General features: G+C 72.7%; 15 protein-coding genes. 14 read left to right on the forward strand and 1 reads right to left on the reverse strand.

From position 1 onward, the window contains the following. Window positions 1–23 precede the first annotated feature (23 nt). The 11 genes from IEY20_RS07340 (at window position 24) to mfd (ending at window position 15,226) form a co-directional block, all read left to right on the forward strand. On the forward strand, window positions 24–863 hold the full coding sequence (locus IEY20_RS07340; RefSeq protein ID WP_175328470.1) for a sugar phosphate isomerase/epimerase family protein: 840 nt from the start codon (window positions 24–26) through the stop codon (window positions 861–863). Then, window positions 860–2,053, forward strand: a complete 1,194-nt coding sequence (locus IEY20_RS07345) for a Gfo/Idh/MocA family protein (protein WP_188889024.1) — start codon at window positions 860–862, stop codon at window positions 2,051–2,053. Before IEY20_RS07340 ends, IEY20_RS07345 begins: the two co-directional genes overlap by 4 nt. After that, entirely contained in the window at window positions 2,050–2,937 is an 888-nt protein-coding gene (locus IEY20_RS07350) for a sugar phosphate isomerase/epimerase family protein (RefSeq protein ID WP_175328472.1), read from the forward strand. Before IEY20_RS07345 ends, IEY20_RS07350 begins: the two co-directional genes overlap by 4 nt. After that, window positions 2,934–4,220 (forward strand): mannitol dehydrogenase family protein, encoded by a 1,287-nt coding sequence (locus IEY20_RS07355; RefSeq protein WP_175328473.1) that lies wholly within the window; start codon window positions 2,934–2,936, stop codon window positions 4,218–4,220. Before IEY20_RS07350 ends, IEY20_RS07355 begins: the two co-directional genes overlap by 4 nt. After that, window positions 4,217–5,569, forward strand: coding sequence for a D-mannonate dehydratase ManD (manD, locus tag IEY20_RS07360; RefSeq protein WP_175328474.1), 1,353 nt, complete (start codon window positions 4,217–4,219; stop codon window positions 5,567–5,569). Before IEY20_RS07355 ends, manD begins: the two co-directional genes overlap by 4 nt. Window positions 5,570–5,600: 31 nt before the next feature. After that, the gene (locus IEY20_RS07365; RefSeq protein WP_175328475.1) at window positions 5,601–6,590 is read left to right on the forward strand and encodes a hypothetical protein; all 990 of its coding nucleotides are present in this window, start codon (window positions 5,601–5,603) and stop codon (window positions 6,588–6,590) included. Window positions 6,591–6,865: 275 nt separating this feature from the next. Further along, entirely contained in the window at window positions 6,866–8,263 is a 1,398-nt protein-coding gene (locus IEY20_RS07370; protein WP_175328476.1) for an RbtT/DalT/CsbX family MFS transporter, read from the forward strand. A gap of 276 nt (window positions 8,264–8,539) precedes the next feature. Next, window positions 8,540–9,196: a 50S ribosomal protein L25/general stress protein Ctc gene (locus IEY20_RS07375; RefSeq protein ID WP_188889026.1), complete on the forward strand. Its 657-nt coding sequence runs from the start codon at window positions 8,540–8,542 to the stop codon at window positions 9,194–9,196. Window positions 9,197–9,229: 33 nt separating this feature from the next. Then, the gene (pth, locus tag IEY20_RS07380; protein ID WP_175328477.1) at window positions 9,230–9,814 is read left to right on the forward strand and encodes an aminoacyl-tRNA hydrolase; all 585 of its coding nucleotides are present in this window, start codon (window positions 9,230–9,232) and stop codon (window positions 9,812–9,814) included. Window positions 9,815–9,909: 95 nt separating this feature from the next. Further along, window positions 9,910–11,556, forward strand: coding sequence for an NHL repeat-containing protein (locus IEY20_RS07385; RefSeq protein ID WP_175328478.1), 1,647 nt, complete (start codon window positions 9,910–9,912; stop codon window positions 11,554–11,556). A gap of 61 nt (window positions 11,557–11,617) precedes the next feature. Further along, window positions 11,618–15,226 (forward strand): transcription-repair coupling factor, encoded by a 3,609-nt coding sequence (mfd, locus tag IEY20_RS07390; protein WP_188889028.1) that lies wholly within the window; start codon window positions 11,618–11,620, stop codon window positions 15,224–15,226. A gap of 350 nt (window positions 15,227–15,576) precedes the next feature. Here mfd and nhaA read toward each other — a convergent pair whose 3' ends face one another. Continuing rightward, window positions 15,577–16,755: a Na+/H+ antiporter NhaA gene (gene nhaA, locus IEY20_RS07395; protein WP_175328479.1), complete on the reverse strand. Its 1,179-nt coding sequence runs from the start codon at window positions 16,753–16,755 to the stop codon at window positions 15,577–15,579. Window positions 16,756–16,878: 123 nt separating this feature from the next. Between nhaA and IEY20_RS07400 the strand changes: the two genes are divergently transcribed. The 3 genes from IEY20_RS07400 (at window position 16,879) to eno (ending at window position 20,519) form a co-directional block, all read left to right on the forward strand. Continuing rightward, the gene (locus IEY20_RS07400; RefSeq protein WP_175328480.1) at window positions 16,879–17,580 is read left to right on the forward strand and encodes a MazG family protein; all 702 of its coding nucleotides are present in this window, start codon (window positions 16,879–16,881) and stop codon (window positions 17,578–17,580) included. Window positions 17,581–17,870: 290 nt separating this feature from the next. Beyond that, window positions 17,871–19,115: a histidine--tRNA ligase gene (gene hisS, locus IEY20_RS07405; RefSeq protein WP_175328481.1), complete on the forward strand. Its 1,245-nt coding sequence runs from the start codon at window positions 17,871–17,873 to the stop codon at window positions 19,113–19,115. A gap of 120 nt (window positions 19,116–19,235) precedes the next feature. Beyond that, window positions 19,236–20,519, forward strand: a complete 1,284-nt coding sequence (eno, locus tag IEY20_RS07410; RefSeq protein WP_022904806.1) for a phosphopyruvate hydratase — start codon at window positions 19,236–19,238, stop codon at window positions 20,517–20,519. Window positions 20,520–20,624 lie beyond the last annotated feature (105 nt).

Consider the following 20,624-nt stretch of genomic DNA (forward strand, 5'->3'; position numbering starts at 1 on the left):
CCCGTCCGACAGGAAAGGACACCATGACCGACCAACCCACGTGGGAGCTCTCCGGCTTCGGCGACGAGATCGACGCCGACCCGGCGATCCAGGTCGCCGTGCTGCAGGCGCTCGGCGCCAGCGCCATCGAGGTGCGGAGCGCCTGGGGGGTGAACGTCGTCGACCTCGACGAGGACCAGCTCGCCGGTCTCCACCGGCTGTTCGAGGAGCGTGGGCAGACGGTGTCCGCCATCGCCTCGCCGATCGGCAAGGTCCCCGTCGACGAACCCGTCGAGCACGAGGTCGGTCGGCTCGGCCGGGCGATCGCCGCCGCGCACGCCCTGGGCACGACGAACATCCGCGTCTTCTCCTTCTACTTCGAGGGCCGCGCGCCGGAGGACGTCCGCGACGACGTCCTCGTCCGGATGCGCGCGCTCGCCGACCTCGCCGAACGCGAGGGCGTGACCCTCCTGCACGAGAACGAGAAGGACATCTACGGCGACGTCCCCGACCGGGTGCTCGACATCGTCGAGAGCGTCGGTTCGAGCGCCCTCCGCCTGGCCTGGGACAACGCGAACTACGTGCAGTGCGGCGTCAAGCCGTTCACCGACGGCTGGGAGCGACTCGCCCCCTACGTCGACTACCTGCAGGTCAAGGACGCGCTCGCCGCCGACGCGTCCGTGGTCCCCGCTGGGGAGGGCGACGGCGAACTGCTGCAGACCCTCACTGCGCTGCGCGACGCCGGGTACGCCGGCTACGCCTCGCTCGAGCCGCACCTCAGCGACTTCACCTCCCTCGGCGGGTTCTCCGGGCCCGCGGCCTTCGGTCGCGCCGGACGCGCCTTCCGCTCGCTCACCGACCAGATCGGAGTCACCCTGCGATGACCACCCCACTGAAGCTCGCCGTCGTCGGCGCCGGCGTCATCGGCCGCCACCACGCCCGCGTCGCCGTGCAGCACCCGGACCTCGAGGTCGTCGCCCTCGTCGACGCGATCCCCGCCGCCGCGACCGGAGCCGCCGACGAGCTCGAGGCGATGGGCGTCGCCCGTCCGATCACGACCGCCACCATCGAGGAGGCGATCGCCGGCACCGACATCGACCTCGTCGCGATCTGCTCGCCGTCCGGCATGCACGTGCAGCTGGCGGAGGCGGCGCTCGCGGCCGGCAAGCACGTCGTCATCGAGAAGCCGCTCGACACCACCATGCCCCGTGCACGGCAGATCGCCGCGCTCGCCGCCGACGCCCGCTCGCGTGGACTGGTGACGAGCGTGATCAGCCAGCACCGCTTCGACCCGGCTTCGGTCGCCGTCGCGGGGGCAGCGCACGACGGCGGGTTCGGCACGGTGACTTCGGGGGTCGCCAGCGTCGCCTGGTACCGCTCGCAGGGCTACTACGACTCGGGCGACTGGCGCGGTACCTGGGAGCTCGACGGCGGCGGCGCGGTGATGAACCAGGGCGTGCACACGGTCGACCTGCTCGTGTGGGCGCTCGGCCGGCCGGAGGAGATCTCCGCGCAGACCGGGCTGCTCGCCCACGACCGGATCGAGGTCGAGGACACCGCGGTCGCCACGGTCCGGTTCCGGAACGGCGCCCTCGGCGTGATCCACTGCACGACCGCCGCCTACCCGGGCCTCTCCGCGCGGTACGCCGTCTACGGCACGCACGGTTCGGCGATCGTCGACGACGACCGGCTCGCCTACTTCCACATCGCGCCCGACACGGCGACGCTCGAGTCCGCCTCGACCACGGCGAACGCCACCGCAGTGGCCGGCGCAGTCGACCAGAAGTCCGACGTCGTCCCGCCGGAGCACGTCGTGGGCGGCCCGACCGAGCCCGACCACTTCGCCGCCGGCCACGCCCGCCAGTACACGGACATCGTCGCCGCCGTCCGCGAGGGTCGGGACCCCGGCGTCACGGTCGACGCCGCCCTCGTGTCCCTCGCCACCGTCCGCGGGCTCTACGTCAGCGCGACGCTCGGCAAGCCGGTCCGGATCGACGACGTCATCGAGGGCGTGTACGACGACGTGGTGCCGGTCGTCGGCACCGCGATCCCCACCGAAGGAGCCACCCGATGAAGTTCTCCGTGTTCACCGCCTCCACGCCCGACTGGTCCCCGACCGAGGCGGCTCAGACCCTCGCCGAGCAGGGGTGGGACGGCATCGAGTGGCGCGTCGTCGACGACCGCCCGGCGGACGGCGCCGAGGTGCCGGCCGGCCGGTCGTTCTGGACCGGCAACCGGTCGACGTGGCAGTTCACCGGCATCCAGGACCAGGTCGGCGAGATCGCCCGGATCACCGACGCCGCGGGGCTCGAGTACTCCGGCGTCGGCGGCTACCAGCCGGTGTCCGACCTGGACGGCGTCGACACGATGCTCCGCGTGACCGCCGAGCTCGGCGCCCGCCAGGTCCGCGTCACCATGCCGCACTACCGGCAGGAGCGCGAGCGCACCGGCGCGACCTACCCGCAGCTGTTCGACCGGACCCGTGCCGACCTGGAGTGGGCGGCGGGCCGCGCGGCGGAACTCGGCGTCAAGGCACTCGTCGAGCTGCACCACATGACGATCACGCCGTCCGCGTCGGCCGCCCTCCGGCTCGTCGACGGGCTCGACCCGGAGCACGTCGGCGTCATCCACGACCTCGGCAACCTCGTCATCGAGGGGCAGGAGGACCACCTCGCCGCGTTCGAGCTCCTCGGCCCCTACCTCGCGCACGCCCACGTGAAGAACGCCCGCTGGGTCGACACCGGCGACACCCGGGCCGACGGGTCCGCGATCTGGCAGAACGAGTGGGCACCGCTGCGCGACGGCCAGGCGTCGGTGTCCGACTACCTCGACGCCCTCCGCCAGCACGGCTACGACGGCTGGGTGACCATCGAGGACTTCTCCACCGACCTGCCGCTCGCGGAGCGCACGGCCGACAACCTGGCGTACCTCCGGTCGCTCGTCCCGGTGGCGGCATGACCGACCGCCGCCCCGGCATCGTCCACCTCGGCATCGGTGCGTTCGCTCGCGCCCACCTCGCCTGGTACACCCAGCGCGCCGACGGGAACCGCTGGGGCATCACCGCGTTCACCGGGCGCTCGCCCGACGTCGCCGAGGCGCTCAGCGCGCAGGGCTGCCGCTACACGCTCGTGACCCGCGCCGCGGACGGCGACACCGCCGAGGTGATCGACACCGTCGTCGCGGCCCGCCCGGGCACCGACGACCCGGCCTGGAGGCGCGCGGTCGCGTCCGCCGACACGACCATCGTCACCCTGACGGTCACCGAGCAGGGGTACCGGACCGGCTCGGACGTCCCGGCCCGCCTGGTCGCGGGGCTCGACGCCCGGCGTGCCGCCGGCGCCGGTCGGATCGCGCTCGTGTCGCTCGACAACCTGACCCACAACGGCGACGTCCTGCAGTCGGCGGTGCTCGACGCCGTCGACGACGACGGCCTCCGCGACTGGATCGGGTCGAACGTCGCGTTCCCGAGTTCGATGGTCGACCGGATCACCCCCGCGACGACGGACGCCGACGTCACGTCGATCGCGGACCTGCCCGGGGCGCTCGACGGCGACCGGGTGCCCGTGGTCACCGAGCCGTTCGCCGAGTGGGTGCTCGAGGACCGCTTCGCCGGGATCGAGCGTCCCGCGTGGGAGACCGCGGGCGTCCGGCTCGTCGAGGACGTCACGCCGTACGAGCAGCGCAAGCTCTGGCTGCTCAACGGCTCGCACTCCCTCCTCGCGTACCTCGGGCTGCTCCTCGGGCACGAGACCGTCGCCGACGCCATGGACGACCCGCGCTGCCGCAGCGCCGTCGAGCAGCTCTGGGACGAGGCCGCCGCCGAACTGCCGCTCCCCGACGCCGAGGTGGCCGCCGCCCGACGCGCCCTCGTCGAACGGTTCGCGAACCCGCGCATCCGGCACACCCTCCGGCAGATCGCGTCGGGTGGGTCCGAGAAGCTCCCGGTGCGGATCGTCGAGGTCCTGCGCCGCCGACTCGACCGCGACCCCGCCGCCGGCATCGGACCCGGGGCGGCGACCGCGCTCGCCGCGTGGTGGCTGCACGTGACCGAACAGTCCGAGCTCGTGAGCGACGCCGGAGCGCCCGGACCAGACTCGGACGTGCACGACGTCCTGCGGGTCGTCGCCCCGGATCTCGACACCACCCCCGTGGTCGCCGCCGTGACCGCAGCCGCCGACCGCATCCGCACCGAACGGCGGGGCACCGCCGCAGCCCGCACCGAAGAAGGAGCCCACGCATGACCGACACGACCACGAACCCCGCGGGCCCGGTGCCGGGGGCCACCGACTCCGGTGCTGCGACCGACCCGACGGCCGGCCGTCCGGACACCTGGGCGTCGACCGACCGCGGGCAGCTCGTCGACCGGGCCGAGGTCATCGTCACCAGCCCGGAACGGAACTTCGTGACGCTGAAGATCACCACGGTCGACGGTGTGACCGGGCTCGGCGACGCCACCCTCAACGGCCGGGAGCTCGCCGTCGCCGCGTACCTGTCCGAGCACGTCGTGCCGCTCCTCGTCGGGCGGGACGCGAGCCGCATCGAGGACGCCTGGCAGTTCCTCTACCGGTCGTCCTACTGGCGTCGGGGCCCGGTCACGATGGCCGCGATCGCCGCCGTCGACATGGCGCTCTGGGACATCAAGGCCAAGGTCGCGGGCATGCCGCTGTACCAGCTGCTCGGCGGTGCCTCGCGGACCGGGCTGATGGCGTACGGGCACGCATCGGGCAAGGAGCTGCCGGAGCTGTTCGACTCCATCCGCGAGCACCAGGCCGAGGGCTACCGCTCCATCCGCGTGCAGACGGGCGTCCCCGGGCTGGAGAGCATCTACGGCATCGCGTCGAACCGGACGACCGAGGGCAACGCGGGCGTCCGCTACGACTTCGAGCCAGCGCAGCGCGGGGCGTACCCGGCGATGGAGGACTGGGACACTCGCGCCTACCTGCGGCACGTGCCGACCGTGTTCGAGGCCGTGCGGAACGAGTTCGGTCCCGAGCTCCCGCTGCTGCACGACGGCCACCACCGGATGACCCCGCTGCAGGCCGCGAAGCTCGGCAAGTCGCTCGAGCCCTACGACCTCTTCTGGCTCGAGGACTGCACCCCGGCCGAGAACCAGGAGGCCCTGAAGCTCGTCCGGCAGCACACCACGACGCCGCTCGCGATCGGCGAGGTGTTCAACACGATCTGGGACTTCAAGGACATCATCCGCGACCAGCTGATCGACTACGTCCGCGGAGCGGTGACGCACATGGGCGGCGTCACACCCCTGCGGAAGACGATGGACTACGCGGCGATGTACCAGATCAAGTCCGGGTTCCACGGACCGACCGACATCTCACCCGTGGGCCTCGCGGCGCAGATGCACCTCGGCCTGGCGATCCACAACTTCGGCATCCAGGAGTACATGCAGCACGGGCCGAGGACGAACCAGGTGTTCCGGCAGACGTTCACCTTCACGGACGGCTACCTGCACCCGGGCGACGAACCCGGGCTGGGGGTCTCCCTCGACGTCGACGAGGCCGGCAAGTACCCGTACGAGCAGGCGTACCTGCCGTTCAACCGGCTCGCCGACGGCACCGTCCACGACTGGTGACCCACCAGCGGAGCGCGGGCATGCTGGGCTGATGGAGTTCAGCGAGGTCGCCGGGGAGCTGCTGCTCGCGGCCCCCGGCGACTTCGTGCGTGTCCGGACCGAGCGGCAGCGGGCGGTGCGGAAGGACGACCGGGCCCTCGCCACCCGGATCGGGTCGCTCCGGAAGCCGGCACCGGCCGCGTGGGTCGTGGACCTCCTCGCGCGGGACGGCGCGCTCGACGAGGCGATCGACCTCGGTCCCGCGCTCCGGCAGGCCCAGACCGACGCCGACCCGGACGAGATCGCGACGCTCCGGAAGCAGCGGGCCCGGCTCGTCCGCAGGCTGACGGACCGGGGAGCCGAACTCGCCGTGGACGCGGGGCACGGGGTCACCCGTGCGGTGCTCGACCAGGTGGGAGCGACGATCGAGGCCGCGATGATGGACCCGCACGCCGCCGCGGCCGTGCGCTCCGGTCTGCTCGTCCGGCCGCTCGAGAGCGTCGGGTTCGACGGCGTCGACCTCGACGGAGCGCTCGCCGACCCGGACGCGGTGCCGGGTGCATGGTCCGGCTCCGACGCGCCCCCGATCCCGATCGACCACGCGAGGGGTCGTGGGGGGACGCGCCGTGGCGACCACCGAGCGGACGCGGGCGGTCCGTCGGGGTCGGTCCGTGCCTCCAGGCCGTCAGCGCGCACGCCCGGGCCCGTCCCGCAGGCGGCACCGGACGACGCGGCACCGGTGCCCCACCGCGGGGCCGCGCGCCGTGCGGAGGCCGACGCGCGTCGCGCGTCGAGGGAAGCCGACGCCGCGCTCGACGCGGCCGAGGAGGCGCTCGACGGCGTGGACGCCCGACGGCAGGCGCTCGAGGAACGTCGCGCGGGACTCGCAGCCGAGCTGGAGCGGCTCGACCGGAACCTCGAGGACCTCGCGTCCGAGACGGAGCGGCTGCGCGACGCCCGGGACGACGCCGAGCGCGCGAGCGACCGAGCCCGAGCGGAGTTCGAGGCAGCACGGGGACACCGGAGCGGACGCCGCCGCTGACGCCCGGTGCGGCGAGATCGTCACGCAACAGTTGTCGTTCTTGACCACCGGCGTTGGAGCGGTCTAACCTCGGGGGCCATGCTTCGGGCCGGCGATGGTCCGCCGGGCACCACCCCGCCAGCAACGGGGTGCCCCGGGCACAGGACTCGCATCATCGCCGGCGTCCCGAGCGTCCGCCGCCGGCGGGCGGTCGGGCGGACGGTGCGCGGCGCACCCCGGAGACATGCCGCGATGCCGGGTCGAGCACTCCGGGGGCCCTCCAGGAGAGACGACACATGTCGGAACCCCGCACCACCCAGACCAGCACCCTCACCCCGCCGAACGGCGTCCCCGCACCGGGAACCGACCCGACGGCTCCACCGCCCGTCCGCGAGCGGGTCGGGCTCCTCGCCCGACTCGGCATCCCGCACTCCCTGCGCTGGGGCTTCCTCGGTGTGCTCGTCTTCATGACCGGCGACGGCATCGAGTCGAACTTCATCGCCCCGCACATCGCCGGCGTGCTCGGCAGCGGCGGGACCGACAGCGCCGCGATGATCATCGGCATCTACGGTGTCGCGGTCCTCGTCGCGTCGTACTTCGCGGGCGTCCTCTCGGACCTGTGGGGGCCGCGGCGCGTGATGACCGTCGGCGCGGTGCTCTGGGTGGTGTTCCAGGTCGCGTTCCTCGCGGCGCTGCCCACCGCCTCGGTCGGGCTCATCGCGCTGACGTACTTCCTGCGCGGCCTCGGCTTCCCGCTCTTCGCGTTCTCGTTCCTGTGCTGGATCAACCACACCGTCGCCCGCGAGCGGAACGCCACCGCCGTCGGCTGGTTCTACGTGGTCTTCACCGGCGGGCTGCCGACCCTCGGTTCGCTCATCGCGATCGGCACGATCCCGGCGCTCGGCGGCGGATCGCTCGGCGAGACGTGGTCGATGGCCCTGTCGCTCGTGTTCGTCGTCGTCGGGTGGGTGATCGTCCGCTCCGGCGTGCGCGAGCCGACCGGCCTCGGCCGCATCGCCCCGCGCGAGCAGTCCGCCGCGCGGGTGCTCGCTTCCGGCATCGAGGTCTGCGTGCGGCGCCCGAAGGTGCTCCTCGCCGTCCTCATCCGCCTCGTGAACACCGCGCCGGAGTTCGGCAGGTTCGTCATCATGCCGGCGGTCATCGGGACCGAACTCGGCTGGGGGCAGGCGAAGTGGCTGACGATGACGGTGATCGTCTACGCCGGCAACATCCTGTTCAACGCCTTCTTCGGCGCGCTCGGCGACCGGATCGGGTGGATCCGCACCGTGAAGTGGTTCGGCATCGCGGCGTCCGCGGTCGGCCTCCTCGCCTGGTGGTACGTCCCGCACCTCGTGCCCGCCGGCTCCGAGTGGGGTTTCTGGCTCGCGACCGCCGCCGGCACCGTCTTCGGCATCATGCTCGCCGGGTTCACGCCGATGGGTGCCATCGTGCCCGCGTTCGCCGGTGCGGAGCGCCGCGGTGCGGCCATGGCGATGTACGCCACGGCAGCCGGTGGCGCGACGTTCCTCGGGAACGCCGTCGTCGGCCTCGTGCTGCCGTGGGGCGGGGGCAGCGGCGTCGTCTGGACGTTCGTCGCGCTCTACGCGCTCGCGTTCGTGGTGCTGTGGTTCCTCAGGGTGCCGGAGGAGGCCGCGTCCGGGCACGAGCCGGAGCCCGCTGCGGTCCGGCGGTAGCCCGGACCACGTCGACGGCCTGGAGGCGCGGTGCGGGCCCGCACCGCGCCTCCAGGCCGTCTGCGGGAACGCCCAGGGCGGCCGACACGCCCGACCGGGGCTGCTAGACTCGGTGACTGACTTCGGCGAGGGCCGCGCATGCGCGGCCGTGATCGACGCGGTGGGAGACCCGGCCCAGTCCTGGGAGCGTTCCTCACGCGTGCACGCGTTCGAGTTGCAACACCACAGACCCCCGATGCCGGCACCCCGGCGTCGACCACGACACCAGGAGGCACCATGGCCGACAACACGAAGCTCGCAGCGGAGATCCGCACCAAGTTCGGCAAGGGTGCGGCGCGCAAGATCCGTGCGAACGACAAGATCCCCGCGGTCGTCTACGGTCACGGCACCGAGCCGCAGCACATCACCCTCCCGGGCCACGAGACGATGCTCATCGTCCGCCAGGCGAACGCGATCATCGACCTCGACATCGAGGGCACCGCGCAGCTCGCCCTCGTGAAGGACGTCCAGCGCGACCCGGTGCGCCAGGTCATCGAGCACATCGACCTCGTCGTCGTGCGCCGTGGCGAGAAGGTCGCGGTCGACGTCCCGGTCGTCGTCGAGGGCGAGTCCTTCTCCGGCACCATCCACGTCCAGGACCTCTCCTCGGTCTCGCTCCTCGTCGAGGCGACGAAGATCCCCGAGCACGTCGTGGTGGACGTCGAGGGTCTCGAGGACGGCAAGCAGATCCTCGCTTCCGAGCTCGAACTCCCGTCGGGCGCCGAGCTCGAGACCGACCCCGAGGCGCTCGTCGTCCAGATCGTCACCCCGCGTGCGACCGCCGACGACATCGCGGCCGACGAGGAAGCGGCTGAGGCCGGTGCCGAGGCCGGCGCCGAGGGTGAGGCTGCTGCCTCCTCCGACGACGACGAGTCCGCGTCGGACTCCGAGTAACACCCCTCGATCGCGGACCACTGGCCGACGCTGATGGCTGACGACGTGTTCGTCGTGGTCGGGCTCGGGAACCCCGGGCCCGGCTACGCGGGCAACCGCCACAACGTCGGCCAGATGGTCCTCGACGAACTCGCCGCCCGGATGGGCGCGACGTTCAGGAAGCACAAGACGCCGAACCAGGTCGCCGAAGGGCGTCCGGTGCCCGGCGGACCGAAGCTGGTGCTCGCGAAGCCCGCCTCGTTCATGAACACCTCCGGAGGGCCGGTCTCGTCGGTCCTCGGGTTCTACGGCCTCGACGCCCGGTCGCTCATCGTGGTGCACGACGAGCTCGACCTGCCGTTCGACGCCGTCAAGCTCAAGGGCAACGGCGGACACGGCGGGCACAACGGCCTCCGCGACATCATCAAGGCGACCGGCACCAACGAGTTCGCCCGCGTGCGGATCGGCATCGGCCGTCCCCCCGGCCGGCAGGACCCCGCCGACTACGTGCTGCGCGACTTCTCGCCCACGGAGCGCAAGGTCCTTGCGAACCTCGTCGCCGACGGCGCGGACGCGGTCGAGGCGATCACCGACCTCGGTCTCCTCGCAGCGCAGCAGCGCATCCACGCGCCCTCCTGACACCACGGTCCCCGAACTGGGGGACCGCCGCGTCCCCCTCGATGGGTAGGTTCTGGCCGGGGGAGCTCGACCCCCGCTGACCGAGGGGGTCCTCCGTGGTGCTGCACCGTGCCCGACCGTCCGCCGGCCGGACCGCCGTCGCGGTCGCCGTGCTCGCGACCGCGATGACCGCGGTCCTGGGCCTCGTCGTCGTCGCGGCCGGACCCGCCACGGCGACGCCCGCGACCTGGATCCCGGACCGCGTGACGACCGACGCCCCCGGGGCGGCGACGTCGTTCGCAGCACCGAACGATGTCCGGTACACGACGTCGGGCGCGCTGCTGCTCGCCGACTTCGCCGCGAACGGCGTCCTCCGACGCGATCCCGACGGCACCTGGTCGATCGTCGCACCGCTCGGCACCGACGACCGGTCGATGTGGAACCCCTCCGCGCTGACCGAGGCCGCCGACGGGCACCTGCTCGTCGCCGAGGCAGGCCGGCGGACCGTGGCGGAGCTCGACGGCCACGACGTGCTCCGCCGGTTCCCCGCGCCGAGCCGCCGGGCCGTGTCCGAGCTCGCGACGACCGGCGACGTCCTGTTCGCCGCCGTCCCGGGCAGCGGGGCGCTCTGGACGACCGGGACCGGCGCCGACGCGGGGACCTGGACCGCCGTCGACGGCCCGTGGACCGATCCCGCGGGCGTCGCGGTGTCGTCGGACGGTTCGACGCTCACGGTGGCGGACCAGGCGACCGACACGGTGTGGCAGGAGGACCTGGCGACGGGGGCGGTCACGTCGCTCGGGAGCCCCGGCGACGATCCGGGCACGGTGCGCCTCCGCGGCGTCGCGGTGCTCGACGACGGGTCGGTCGCCGTGGTCGACAACGGCGGCGGCCGGGTGTTCGTGCGGCAGGACGGCGTCTGGACGGTGGCGTTCTCGGGCGCACCGGACGGATCGTCCCTGGCGAACCCGACGGCGGTCGCCGCGGGACCGGAGGGACGGCTCGCGGTGGCGGACTACAACCGGCAGCGGGTCGTGGAGGCGGCGCGGGTCGGGGGCGGCGCGGTCACGTCGCCGACCGCGGCGCCGACCGGGGCTCCGACGGCGACGGGCACGGAGACCCCGAGTCCGACGCCGACCGACGTGGCGACGCCGACCGACGTGCCGACGCCGACGCCCGAGCCCGTCCCGGTGACGCCGACGCCTGAGCCCGTCCCGGTGACGCCGACGCCGACCGCGACCTCCTCCCCGGCACCGCTGCCCGTCCCTGTGACGCCAACGCCGGAGCCTGTCCCCGTGACGCCGACGCCGGAGCCCGTCCCGGTGACGCCGGCCCCGACCGCGACCTCCTCCCCGGCACCGCTGCCCGCGCCGACGCCGGCCCCGACGCCGACGCCGACCGCGACCTCCTCCCCGGCACCGCTGCCCGCCACGCCGAGCCCCGGCACCCCGACCGGCCCCCGAGACCCGGCCGCCCGACCGCCCGCACTGCACGGGGGCACCGACGCCGCACCCGGCGGCCACGGAGACGCCAGCAGCGGGGCGGTCGCAGCCCTCCCGAGCACCCCGGGCGACCACGGCGACGCAGCCGCCCGGGACGCCTCGCACCGCGCCGTCCTCGCGGCCACCGGCGCCGGCCCGCTCGCCCTCACCGCACTCGGCGCCGTGGCAGCCGTCCTGATCGGGATCGCTCTCCACCTGCACCGGCGGAACCGTTCCGTGCACGAGTCCCGCGGACACGAACGGCCCGGCCGGCGGCCCTGACCCTGTTCGCCCGTCGCGCACGCCCGCCCGGCTGTCGGAGGCCCCCGGTACCGTGTCCTGAGTGACGATCTCGGGCATCATCCCTGCGCTCTCGCGCGCCTCCGCGTTCGATCGCGTGCTCCGCGCCGCGCCTCGTGACGCCGACTTCTCGGTGGCCGACGGCCTGCGCGTGCCCCTGCTCGCCGCGCTCCTCGCCGAGCGGAACGGGCCGCAGTGCGTGTTCGTCATCACCGCCACCGGGCGCGAAGCCGAGGCCGTTCGTGACGCCGTCGGCAGCTACGTCCCCGACGCCGACGTGCTCGAGTTCCCCGCGTGGGAGACCCTGCCGCACGAGCGCCTCAGCCCGAGCGCGCAGACCGTGGGCACGAGGATCGCCACGCTCCGGAAGCTCGCAGGTTGGCAGGACGCCGCGCCGGACGACCGCCGCACGACCGTGGTCGTCGCGAGCGTCCGCGCGGCGCTGCAGCCCATCGCGGGCAACCTCACCACGCTCGCACCCGTGGTCCTCCGCACCGACTCGCGCGGCAACGACCTCGGGGCGATCGCCGCCCAGCTGGTCGACCTCGCGTACGCCCGGGTCGACCTCGTCACCCGCCGCGGCGAGTTCGCCGTGCGCGGTGGCATCCTCGACGTCTTCCCGCCCACGGCCGACCACCCGGTGCGCGTCGACTTCTTCGGTGACGAGATCGAGGCCATCAAGGCCTTCTCCGTCGCCGACCAGCGCACGACGGACGACGACCTCGGGCAGGTCGAACTCACCGCATCGCGCGAGCTCCTGCTCTCCGACGACGTCCGGCAGCGGGCGCGCGAGATGCTGCACGAGTTCCCGAACCTGTCGCAGATGCTCGCGAAGATCGCCGAGGGCATCCCGGTCGAGGGCATGGAGTCCCTCGCTCCCGCGCTCGTGCAGGACCTCGTGCCGGTCACGCACTACCTGCCGGAGGACGCCACCATCGCGGTGTTCTCGCCCGAGCGGGTCAGCGGCCGTGCGCACAGCCTCGCGGAGACCAACACGGAGTTCCTCCAGGCCGCCTGGAGCGCTGCCGTCGCCGGTGCCCAGGCGCCGATCGACCTCGACGCCGGCAACTTCCTCACCGTGCAGCAGCTCAAGAACGCCCGCGGGCAGCGCACCTGGTGGACGGTCTCGCCGTTCGACTCCGGCCTCGACGAGGGTGACCGCGACCGCGTCCTCACCGACGCCGAAGCGGCAGCCGAGGCCGGCGAGTACATCCGGGTCCGCGCCGAGGCGATCCCGGCGTTCGCGGGCAGCGCCGACGGTGCGATCGCGCACGTCAAGCAGCTGACCGACGACGGGTGGGCCGTCGTGGTGACCGCCCAGGGCAAGGGACTGGTCGAACGAGCGGTGCAGGTCCTCGCCGACGCCGGGGTCGCCGCCCGTGCCGAAGCCCTCACCGCGCCTCCCGAGCCGGGCGTCGCCATCGTGACCACCGCGACCGTCGAGCACGGCTTCGCCACCCCGGACCCGCGCATCGCGGTCCTCAGCGAGGCCGAGTTCTACGGCCGCAGCGTGCAGCAGGGCGCCCGCACGGTGAAGAAGCTCGCGGGGCGGCGCAAGAACGTCGTCGACCCGCTGCAGCTCAAGCCCGGCGACGTCGTCGTGCACGCCACGCACGGCATCGGCAAGTTCGTCGAGCTCGTCTCGCGCGAGGTGTCGAGCGGGGGCCGCAACGCCGTGAAGACGCAGCGCGAGTACCTCGTCCTCGAGTACGCGCCCTCGAAGCGCGGTTACCCGGGTGACAAGCTCTTCGTCCCGACCGACCAGCTCGACCAGCTCTCCCGGTACGTCGGCGGCGAGAGCCCGACCCTGTCGAAGATGGGCGGCTCGGACTGGGCCGCTGCGAAGTCGAAGGCCCGGAAGGCCGTCCGCGACATCGCCGTCGACCTCGTCAAGCTGTACTCGGCGCGCATGGCGTCCAAGGGGCACGCGTTCGGCCCGGACACCCCGTGGCAGCGCGAGCTCGAGGAAGCGTTCCCGTTCGCCGAGACCGCCGACCAGCTGACCACCATCGACGAGATCAAGCGCGACATGGAGCGTCCGATCCCCATGGACCGCCTGCTCTCCGGCGACGTCGGCTACGGCAAGACCGAGGTCGCGATCCGCGCGGCGTTCAAGGCCGTGCAGGACGGCAAGCAGGTCGCCGTGCTCGTGCCGACGACGCTCCTCGTCCGGCAGCACATGGAGACCTTCCAGGAGCGCTTCGCCGGCTTCCCCGTGCACCTCCGGGCGCTCAGCCGGTTCCAGACGGAGAAGGAGTCGAAGGAGACGATCGCGGGCCTCGCGGACGGCACCGTCGACATCGTCATCGGCACGCACCGGATCCTGTCGCAGAACGTCCAGTTCAAGGACGTCGGGCTCGTCATCATCGACGAGGAGCAGCGCTTCGGCGTCGAGCACAAGGACCAGCTCAAGAAGCTCAAGACCAACGTGGACGTCCTGGCGATGTCCGCGACCCCGATCCCGCGCTCGCTCGAGATGGCGGTCACCGGCATCCGCGAGATGAGCACGCTCGCGACCCCGCCGGAGGACCGCCACCCGATCCTGACCTTCGTCGGCCCGCAGTCCGACCTGCAGGTCGCGGCCGCGATCCGCCGTGAGCTCCTCCGCGAGGGACAGGTCTTCTACGTGCACAACCGCGTGAAGGACATCCAGTCGGTCGCGGCGCACCTCGCCGAGATCGTCCCGGACGCCCGCATCGCCGTCGCGCACGGGCAGATGTCGGAGAGCACCCTCGAGCAGGTGATGGTCGACTTCTGGGAGCGCCGGTTCGACGTCCTGGTGTCCACCACGATCGTCGAGACCGGCCTCGACATCGCGAACGCGAACACGCTCATCATCGACAAGGCCGACAAGTACGGGCTGTCGCAGCTGCACCAGCTGCGTGGTCGTGTCGGCCGCGGCCGGGAGCGCGGGTACGCCTACTTCCTCTACGACGCCGACAAGCCGCTGTCCGAGACCGCACAGGACCGCCTCGAGACGATCGCGGCGAACAACGAGCTCGGCGCGGGCATGCAGGTCGCGATGAAGGACCTCGAGATCCGCGGAGCCGGCAACCTGCTCGGCGGCGAGCAGTCCGGGCACATCGCGGGCGTCGGTTTCGACCTCTACCTCCGCATGATCGGCGAGGCCGTCTCGCAGTTCCGCGGCGACGTCGCCGAGGGGCAGACCGAGCTCCGCCTCGAGATCCCGGTCGACGCACACATCCCCGAGGACTACGTCGAGTCCGAGCGGCTCCGACTCGAGGCGTACCAGAAGCTCTCGGCGGCCTCGGCTCCGGCCGCGCAGCCCGAGGCGATCGACATGGTGCTCGACGAACTCACCGACCGCTACGGGCAGCCGCCGCAGGCCGTCCTCACGCTGGTCGAGGTCTCGCGGCTCCGGCGCATGGCGCAGCAGGTCGGGCTGTCCGACGTGGTCGTGATGGGGTCGAACCTCCGTGTCGCGGGCAAGGAGCTCGCGGACTCGGCACAGGTGCGGCTGAAGCGCATGTTCCCGGGTGCCCGGTGGTTCCCGCAGCAGAACGCGACGAGCATCCCCTTGCCGCGGCCGCACGGCGAGGCCCTGCCCGACGGCGCGCTCATCGACTGGGTCGAGAGCATCCTCACCGCCGTGTACGGGGCGTCGAAGGCGCCGGCCGAGACGGCCGCGTAGCGCGCGCAGACCGACGGGAGGCCCGTGGCGGACCCGCCACGGGCCTCCCGTCCGGCGGTTCACCGCTCGTCGGCCGGCCGGCCGGTCTGTCGGTCTGTCGGTCGGGAGGCGCGGGGCGGGCTCGCACCGTGCCTCCCGTCCGGCGGTTCACCGCTGCGGAGCGACGCCGCCGTCGTCGCCCGACGACGGCGCTGTCGCTCGTTGCGCGGGGTGACGTCCCGCGTGCGCACGGGACGACGCTGCCGCTGTCGCACGACAGCGGTGACGTCGTCCGACAGTGACGTCGTGCGACAGCGACAGCGGCAGGGCAGCGTGCCGCGTCCCCGGGACGACGCTGCCGGCGCGGCCGACTACTCGGTCGACTCGGCCTCGGAGAGCTCGCGCCGACCCCGGTACCGCCGTGCTCGCAGCGAGACGACCACGGCGGAGGCGACCATCGCGATGCCCGAGCCGACGAGGACGGCGAGCACGCCCTCGTCGAGGATCTCCTCGTTGCGGGCGAACGCCAGCTCGTTCATGAGGAGCGAGACCGTGAAGCCGATGCCGCCGAGCACACTGACGGTCATGATCGAGCCGAAGGACAGGGTCGTGCGGCCGGGTGCCCGGAAGATGCGCGTCGCGACCGAGCCGAAGAGGGTGATCCCGATGACCTTGCCGACCGGCAGCGCGAGCACCACCGCCCAGAAGGTCGGCGACAGCTCCCCGAGTCCCACGTCCGGGACCACGACCGCAGCCGAGGCGAAGGCGAACAGGGGCAGCACGAGCCCGTTCGAGAAGGGCTCGACGCGCTCGTACACCGTGTGTCCGGAGGGGCGGGGGAGCAGGAGCCCGAGCGCCACGCCCGCGATCGTCGCGTGCACGCCGGAGTGGTACACGAGCCACCACGCGAGGACACCGAGCACGACCAGCGCCGCGATGAGCAGCCCACGACCGCGCTCGACGCGCTGGAGTCGGCGTCCCAGGAGCCAGAACGCCGCGAGCACCACCACCGCGCCGGCGAGGGCGAGGAAGTCGGTGTCGTGCGCGAACACGACCGCGATGATGACGATCGCGATGAGGTCGTCGAGGACCGCGAGCGCCAGCAGGAACACCCGCACCGCCGAGGGCAGTCCGCGCCCGAACACCGCCAGCACGCCGAGCGCGAAGGCGATGTCGGTCGCGGTGGGGATCGGCCAGCCGTGGCCGTACTGGGTCCCGGTGGTGACAGCGAGGTAGACGCCGGCCGGGACGACCACGCCACCGACAGCCGCGATCGCCGGGATCACCGCGGTCTTCGGGTTCGACAGCTCACCCGCGACCAGCTCCTGCTTGAGCTCGATCGCGATGAGGAGGAAGAACACGGCGAGCAGGCCGTCGCTGATCCAGTGCGACACCGAGAGGTCGAGACCGATCGCGCCCCACGGGGAGTGGGCGTCGAGCACGCGTTCGAGCCCGGGGCCGAGCGGGGAGTTCGCGACGGCGAGGCCGAGGACGGCCGCGACGAGCAGGGCGACGGCGCTGAAGCGCGGGGAACGGAGGAGGGACGACATGGAGCTCCGGTTCGATGGGTCGGGGAACGGTCCGTCGACCAGACTTCCCGACACGCCACATCCAGTGTACCGGACGCCCCTGACACCGATCCCCGGCCGGTGCGCTCGTGCGAGCATGGCCGCATGAGCGCCCTCACCGACCTCGCGGCCGTCGTGGACCGTCTGCTCGCCCCCGAGGGCGGGTGTGTGTGGAACCGGGAGCAGACCCACGCGTCCCTCGCCCGGTACGCCGTGGAGGAGGTCTACGAACTCGTCGACGCCATCGACGATGCGGACGAGGCCGAACTCCGCGAGGAACTCGGCGACGTGCTCTACCAGGTCGTGCTGCACGCGGGGATCGCGGAGACGTTCGACCTCGAGGACGTCGCGGCGGGCGTCCGGGACAAGATGGTCCGACGGCACCCGCACGTCTTCGGCGACGAACGCGCGGACACGGTCGCAGAGGTCGAGCGCGTCTGGCGTGCGGCGAAGGCCGCCGAGAAGGCCTCGCGGCGGAGCGTCCTCGACGGGGTCCCGCGGGCGATGCCGCCGCTCGAGCGTGCCGTGAAGCTGCTGGAACGCCTGGAGGCGCGGGTCGACACCGACACGCTCGTCGCGTCCCTGGGTGCGCGGGTCGACGTCGAGGGCGTGGCAGACGGTTCCGCGGACGGCACGGGGTCGGTGACGGCCGCGACGATCGCGGGCGCGGGTCGGGTGGAGCTCGGGTGGGGGATCGGAGCGCTGCGTGCCGTGGCGGAGGCTCGGGAGGACGGGGTCGACCCGGTCGCCAGTCTCCGTGCTGCCGTCGCTGCGCTCGAGGTCGAGGGGCGTCGGGCCGGGGCCTGAGCGGGGCCTGAGCGGGGCCTGACCAGCGGGGTCTCGCGAGCCGTGCGCGGAGGGGAGTGCGGGCGTCCTCCCAACCCGAAAAAAGGAGGACGCCCGCGAGCGGGCCGCGCGCACCTCCAGGGAATCGAGGGACGCGCGGGATGCCCGCTCACCGCGGGGCACACTGCAGCACGTTGCCCTCGCGATCGGTCCGGAGTGGATCAGGCACTTCGGACCGACGTTCTGCACTCACAATATCAGCGGGCACCGGACGGCGCAAACGCGTGTTGCTGGTCTGGCAGGATTGCGACATGGCGACGACCGTGACGGCCCCCCGTGGCATGCGTGACTTCCTCCCCGCGGACAAGGCGCGTCGGGAGCACGTGCTCGGGGTGGTCCGCGGCGTCTACGCGCGGCACGGTTTCGACGAGATCGAGACGCCGGTGGTCGAGGACGCGGCACGGCTGCACTCCGGACTCGGCGGGGACAACGAGAAGCTCGCGTTCGCCGTGATGAAGCGCGGCCTGGGCGTCGAGGACCTCCGGTCGGCCGAGGCCCCGCTCGACCTCGCGGACCTCGGGCTCCGGTTCGACCTGACGGTGCCGCTCGCCCGGTTCTACGCGTCGCACCGTGCGGAACTGCCGACGGTGTTCCGCTCCGTCCAGATCGCCCCCGTGTGGCGCGCAGAGCGCCCGCAGAAGGGGCGTTACCGCCAGTTCGTGCAGTGCGACATCGACATCCTCGGGGAGCCCGGGCAGCTCGCCGAGATCGAGCTCATCCGAGCGACGACCGACGCCCTCGACGCCCTCGGCGTGTCCGGGACGTCGATCCGGATCAACGACCGTCGGATCCTGCTCGGGCTGCTCGCCTCGTGGGGGATCACGGAGCCCGCCGCAGCGGACCGCGCCCTGATCACGGTCGACAAGCTCGACAAGATCGGCGCGGACGGCGTCGCCGCGGAACTCCGCGAGACCACCGGCTCCGAGCTCCCCGGACTCGAGGACACCATCCGCGCGCTCGAGCGGGCGGACTGGGACTCGGTCTCCGGTGCCGACTGGCTCGACCAGGACGCCTTCGCCGACCTCGCCCGACTCCGGTCGGCGCTCGACGGGGTCGACCTCCGTTTCGACCCGACGCTCGTCCGCGGCATGGGCTACTACACCGGCACCATCTTCGAGGTCGCGCACCCCGACTTCGGCTACAGCCTCGGCGGCGGCGGTCGCTACGACGGCATGATCGGCCGGTTCCTCGGGCAGGACGTCCCGGCCGTGGGCTTCTCGCTGGGCTTCGAGCGGCTCGTCGACCTCGTGACGCTGCCGGAGGCGGAGTCCGCCGACGCGGTCGTGCTCGTGTGCGACAAGGACGTCGACCCGGTCCGGCTCGCCGCGTTGAAGACCGAAGCGCTCCGGTCGCACCACCGTGTCCGGCTCGAACGGCGCACGAAGAACACGAAGAACCTGCTCGCCGGACTCGCGGCGCAGGGGTTCGGAGCGTTCGCGACGGTGGGTGCCGACACCGCCTCGCTCGACGGCGTCGAGTTCCGCCCGCTCGCCTGAGCGTCGCGAGGACGTCACCGCGGGTTCTCCACCGGTTGCGTCGCGCGGGACGTGCCGTGCACCGAGCCTCGGTAGGATCGGACCCGCAATCACCACAACCGAACTCGTAGGGAGTACCCCGTGGCCCAGATCGATGCCGTAGGCGCACGCGAAGTCCTCGATTCCCGAGGCAACCCGACGGTCGAGGTCGAGGTCCTCCTCGACGACGGCGTCGTCTCGCGCGCGCTCGTCCCGTCCGGTGCCTCCACCGGCGCGTTCGAGGCGTACGAGCTCCGTGACGGCGACAAGGCCCGCTACGGCGGCAAGGGCGTCCTCAAGGCGGTCGACGCCGTCCTCGACGAGATCGGCCCGGCGCTCGAGGGCTTCGACGCCACCGACCAGCGCCTCGTCGACGCCGCGCTCATCGAGCTCGACGGCACGGAGAACAAGTCGCGCCTCGGCGCCAACGCGATCCTCGGCGCCTCGCTCGCCGTGGCCCGCGCCGCCGCCGACTCGGCCGACCTGCCGCTGTTCCGCTACCTCGGCGGCCCGAACGCGCACACGCTGCCCGTCCCGCTGATGAACGTCGTCAACGGTGGCGCGCACGCCGACACCAACGTCGACATCCAGGAGTTCTTCCTCGTGCCCTACGGCGCCGAGACGTTCTCCGAGGCGCTCCGCTGGGGCGTCGAGACCTACCACGCCCTCAAGGGCGAGCTGAAGAAGCAGGGCCTCGCGACCGGCCTCGGCGACGAGGGCGGCTTCGCGCCGGAACTCGCGTCGAACCGTGCCGCGCTCGACTTCCTGCTCGCCGCGATCGAGAAGGCCGGCTTCACGCCGGGCAAGGACATCGCGCTCGGCCTCGACGTCGCGGCGACCGAGTTCTTCCACGACGGCAAGTACGCGTTCGAGGGCAAGCAGCTCTCGAGCGAGGAGTTCACCGGCTACTTCGCCGACCTCGTCGCGAACTACCCGCTCGTCACCATCGAGGACGCGCTGGCCGAGGACGACTGGGAGGGCTGGAAGCACCTCACCGCCGAGCTCGGCTCGAAGCTCCAGCTCGTCGGCGACGACCTGTACGTGACGAACCCGAAGCGCCTCCAGCGCGGCATCGACGAGCAGGCGGGCAACTCGATCCTCGTCAAGGTCAACCAGATCGGCACGCTGACCGAGACCCTCGACGCGGTGTCGCTCGCGCACCGTCACGGCATGACCGCGATCCTGTCGCACCGCTCGGGCGAGACCGAGGACACCACCATCGCCGACATCGCGGTGGCGGTCGACGGCGGCCAGATCAAGACCGGTGCGCCGGCCCGTTCGGACCGCGTCGCGAAGTACAACCAGCTGCTCCGCATCGAGGAGGAACTCGGCGACGCCGCGGTGTACGCCGGTCGCTCGGCCTTCCCGCGCGCGGCTGCCCTGTAACACCCAGCCGGACCTCGAGACGCCGTCCTCCTCCGGGAGGGCGGCGTCTCGTCGTCCGCCGTCCCGGTGACAAGAGCAGCGGGACGGAGTCGAGCCGTGCCTCCA

Source organism: Curtobacterium luteum (genome assembly GCF_014646995.1).
Taxonomy (GTDB): Bacteria; Actinomycetota; Actinomycetes; order Actinomycetales; family Microbacteriaceae; genus Curtobacterium; species Curtobacterium luteum.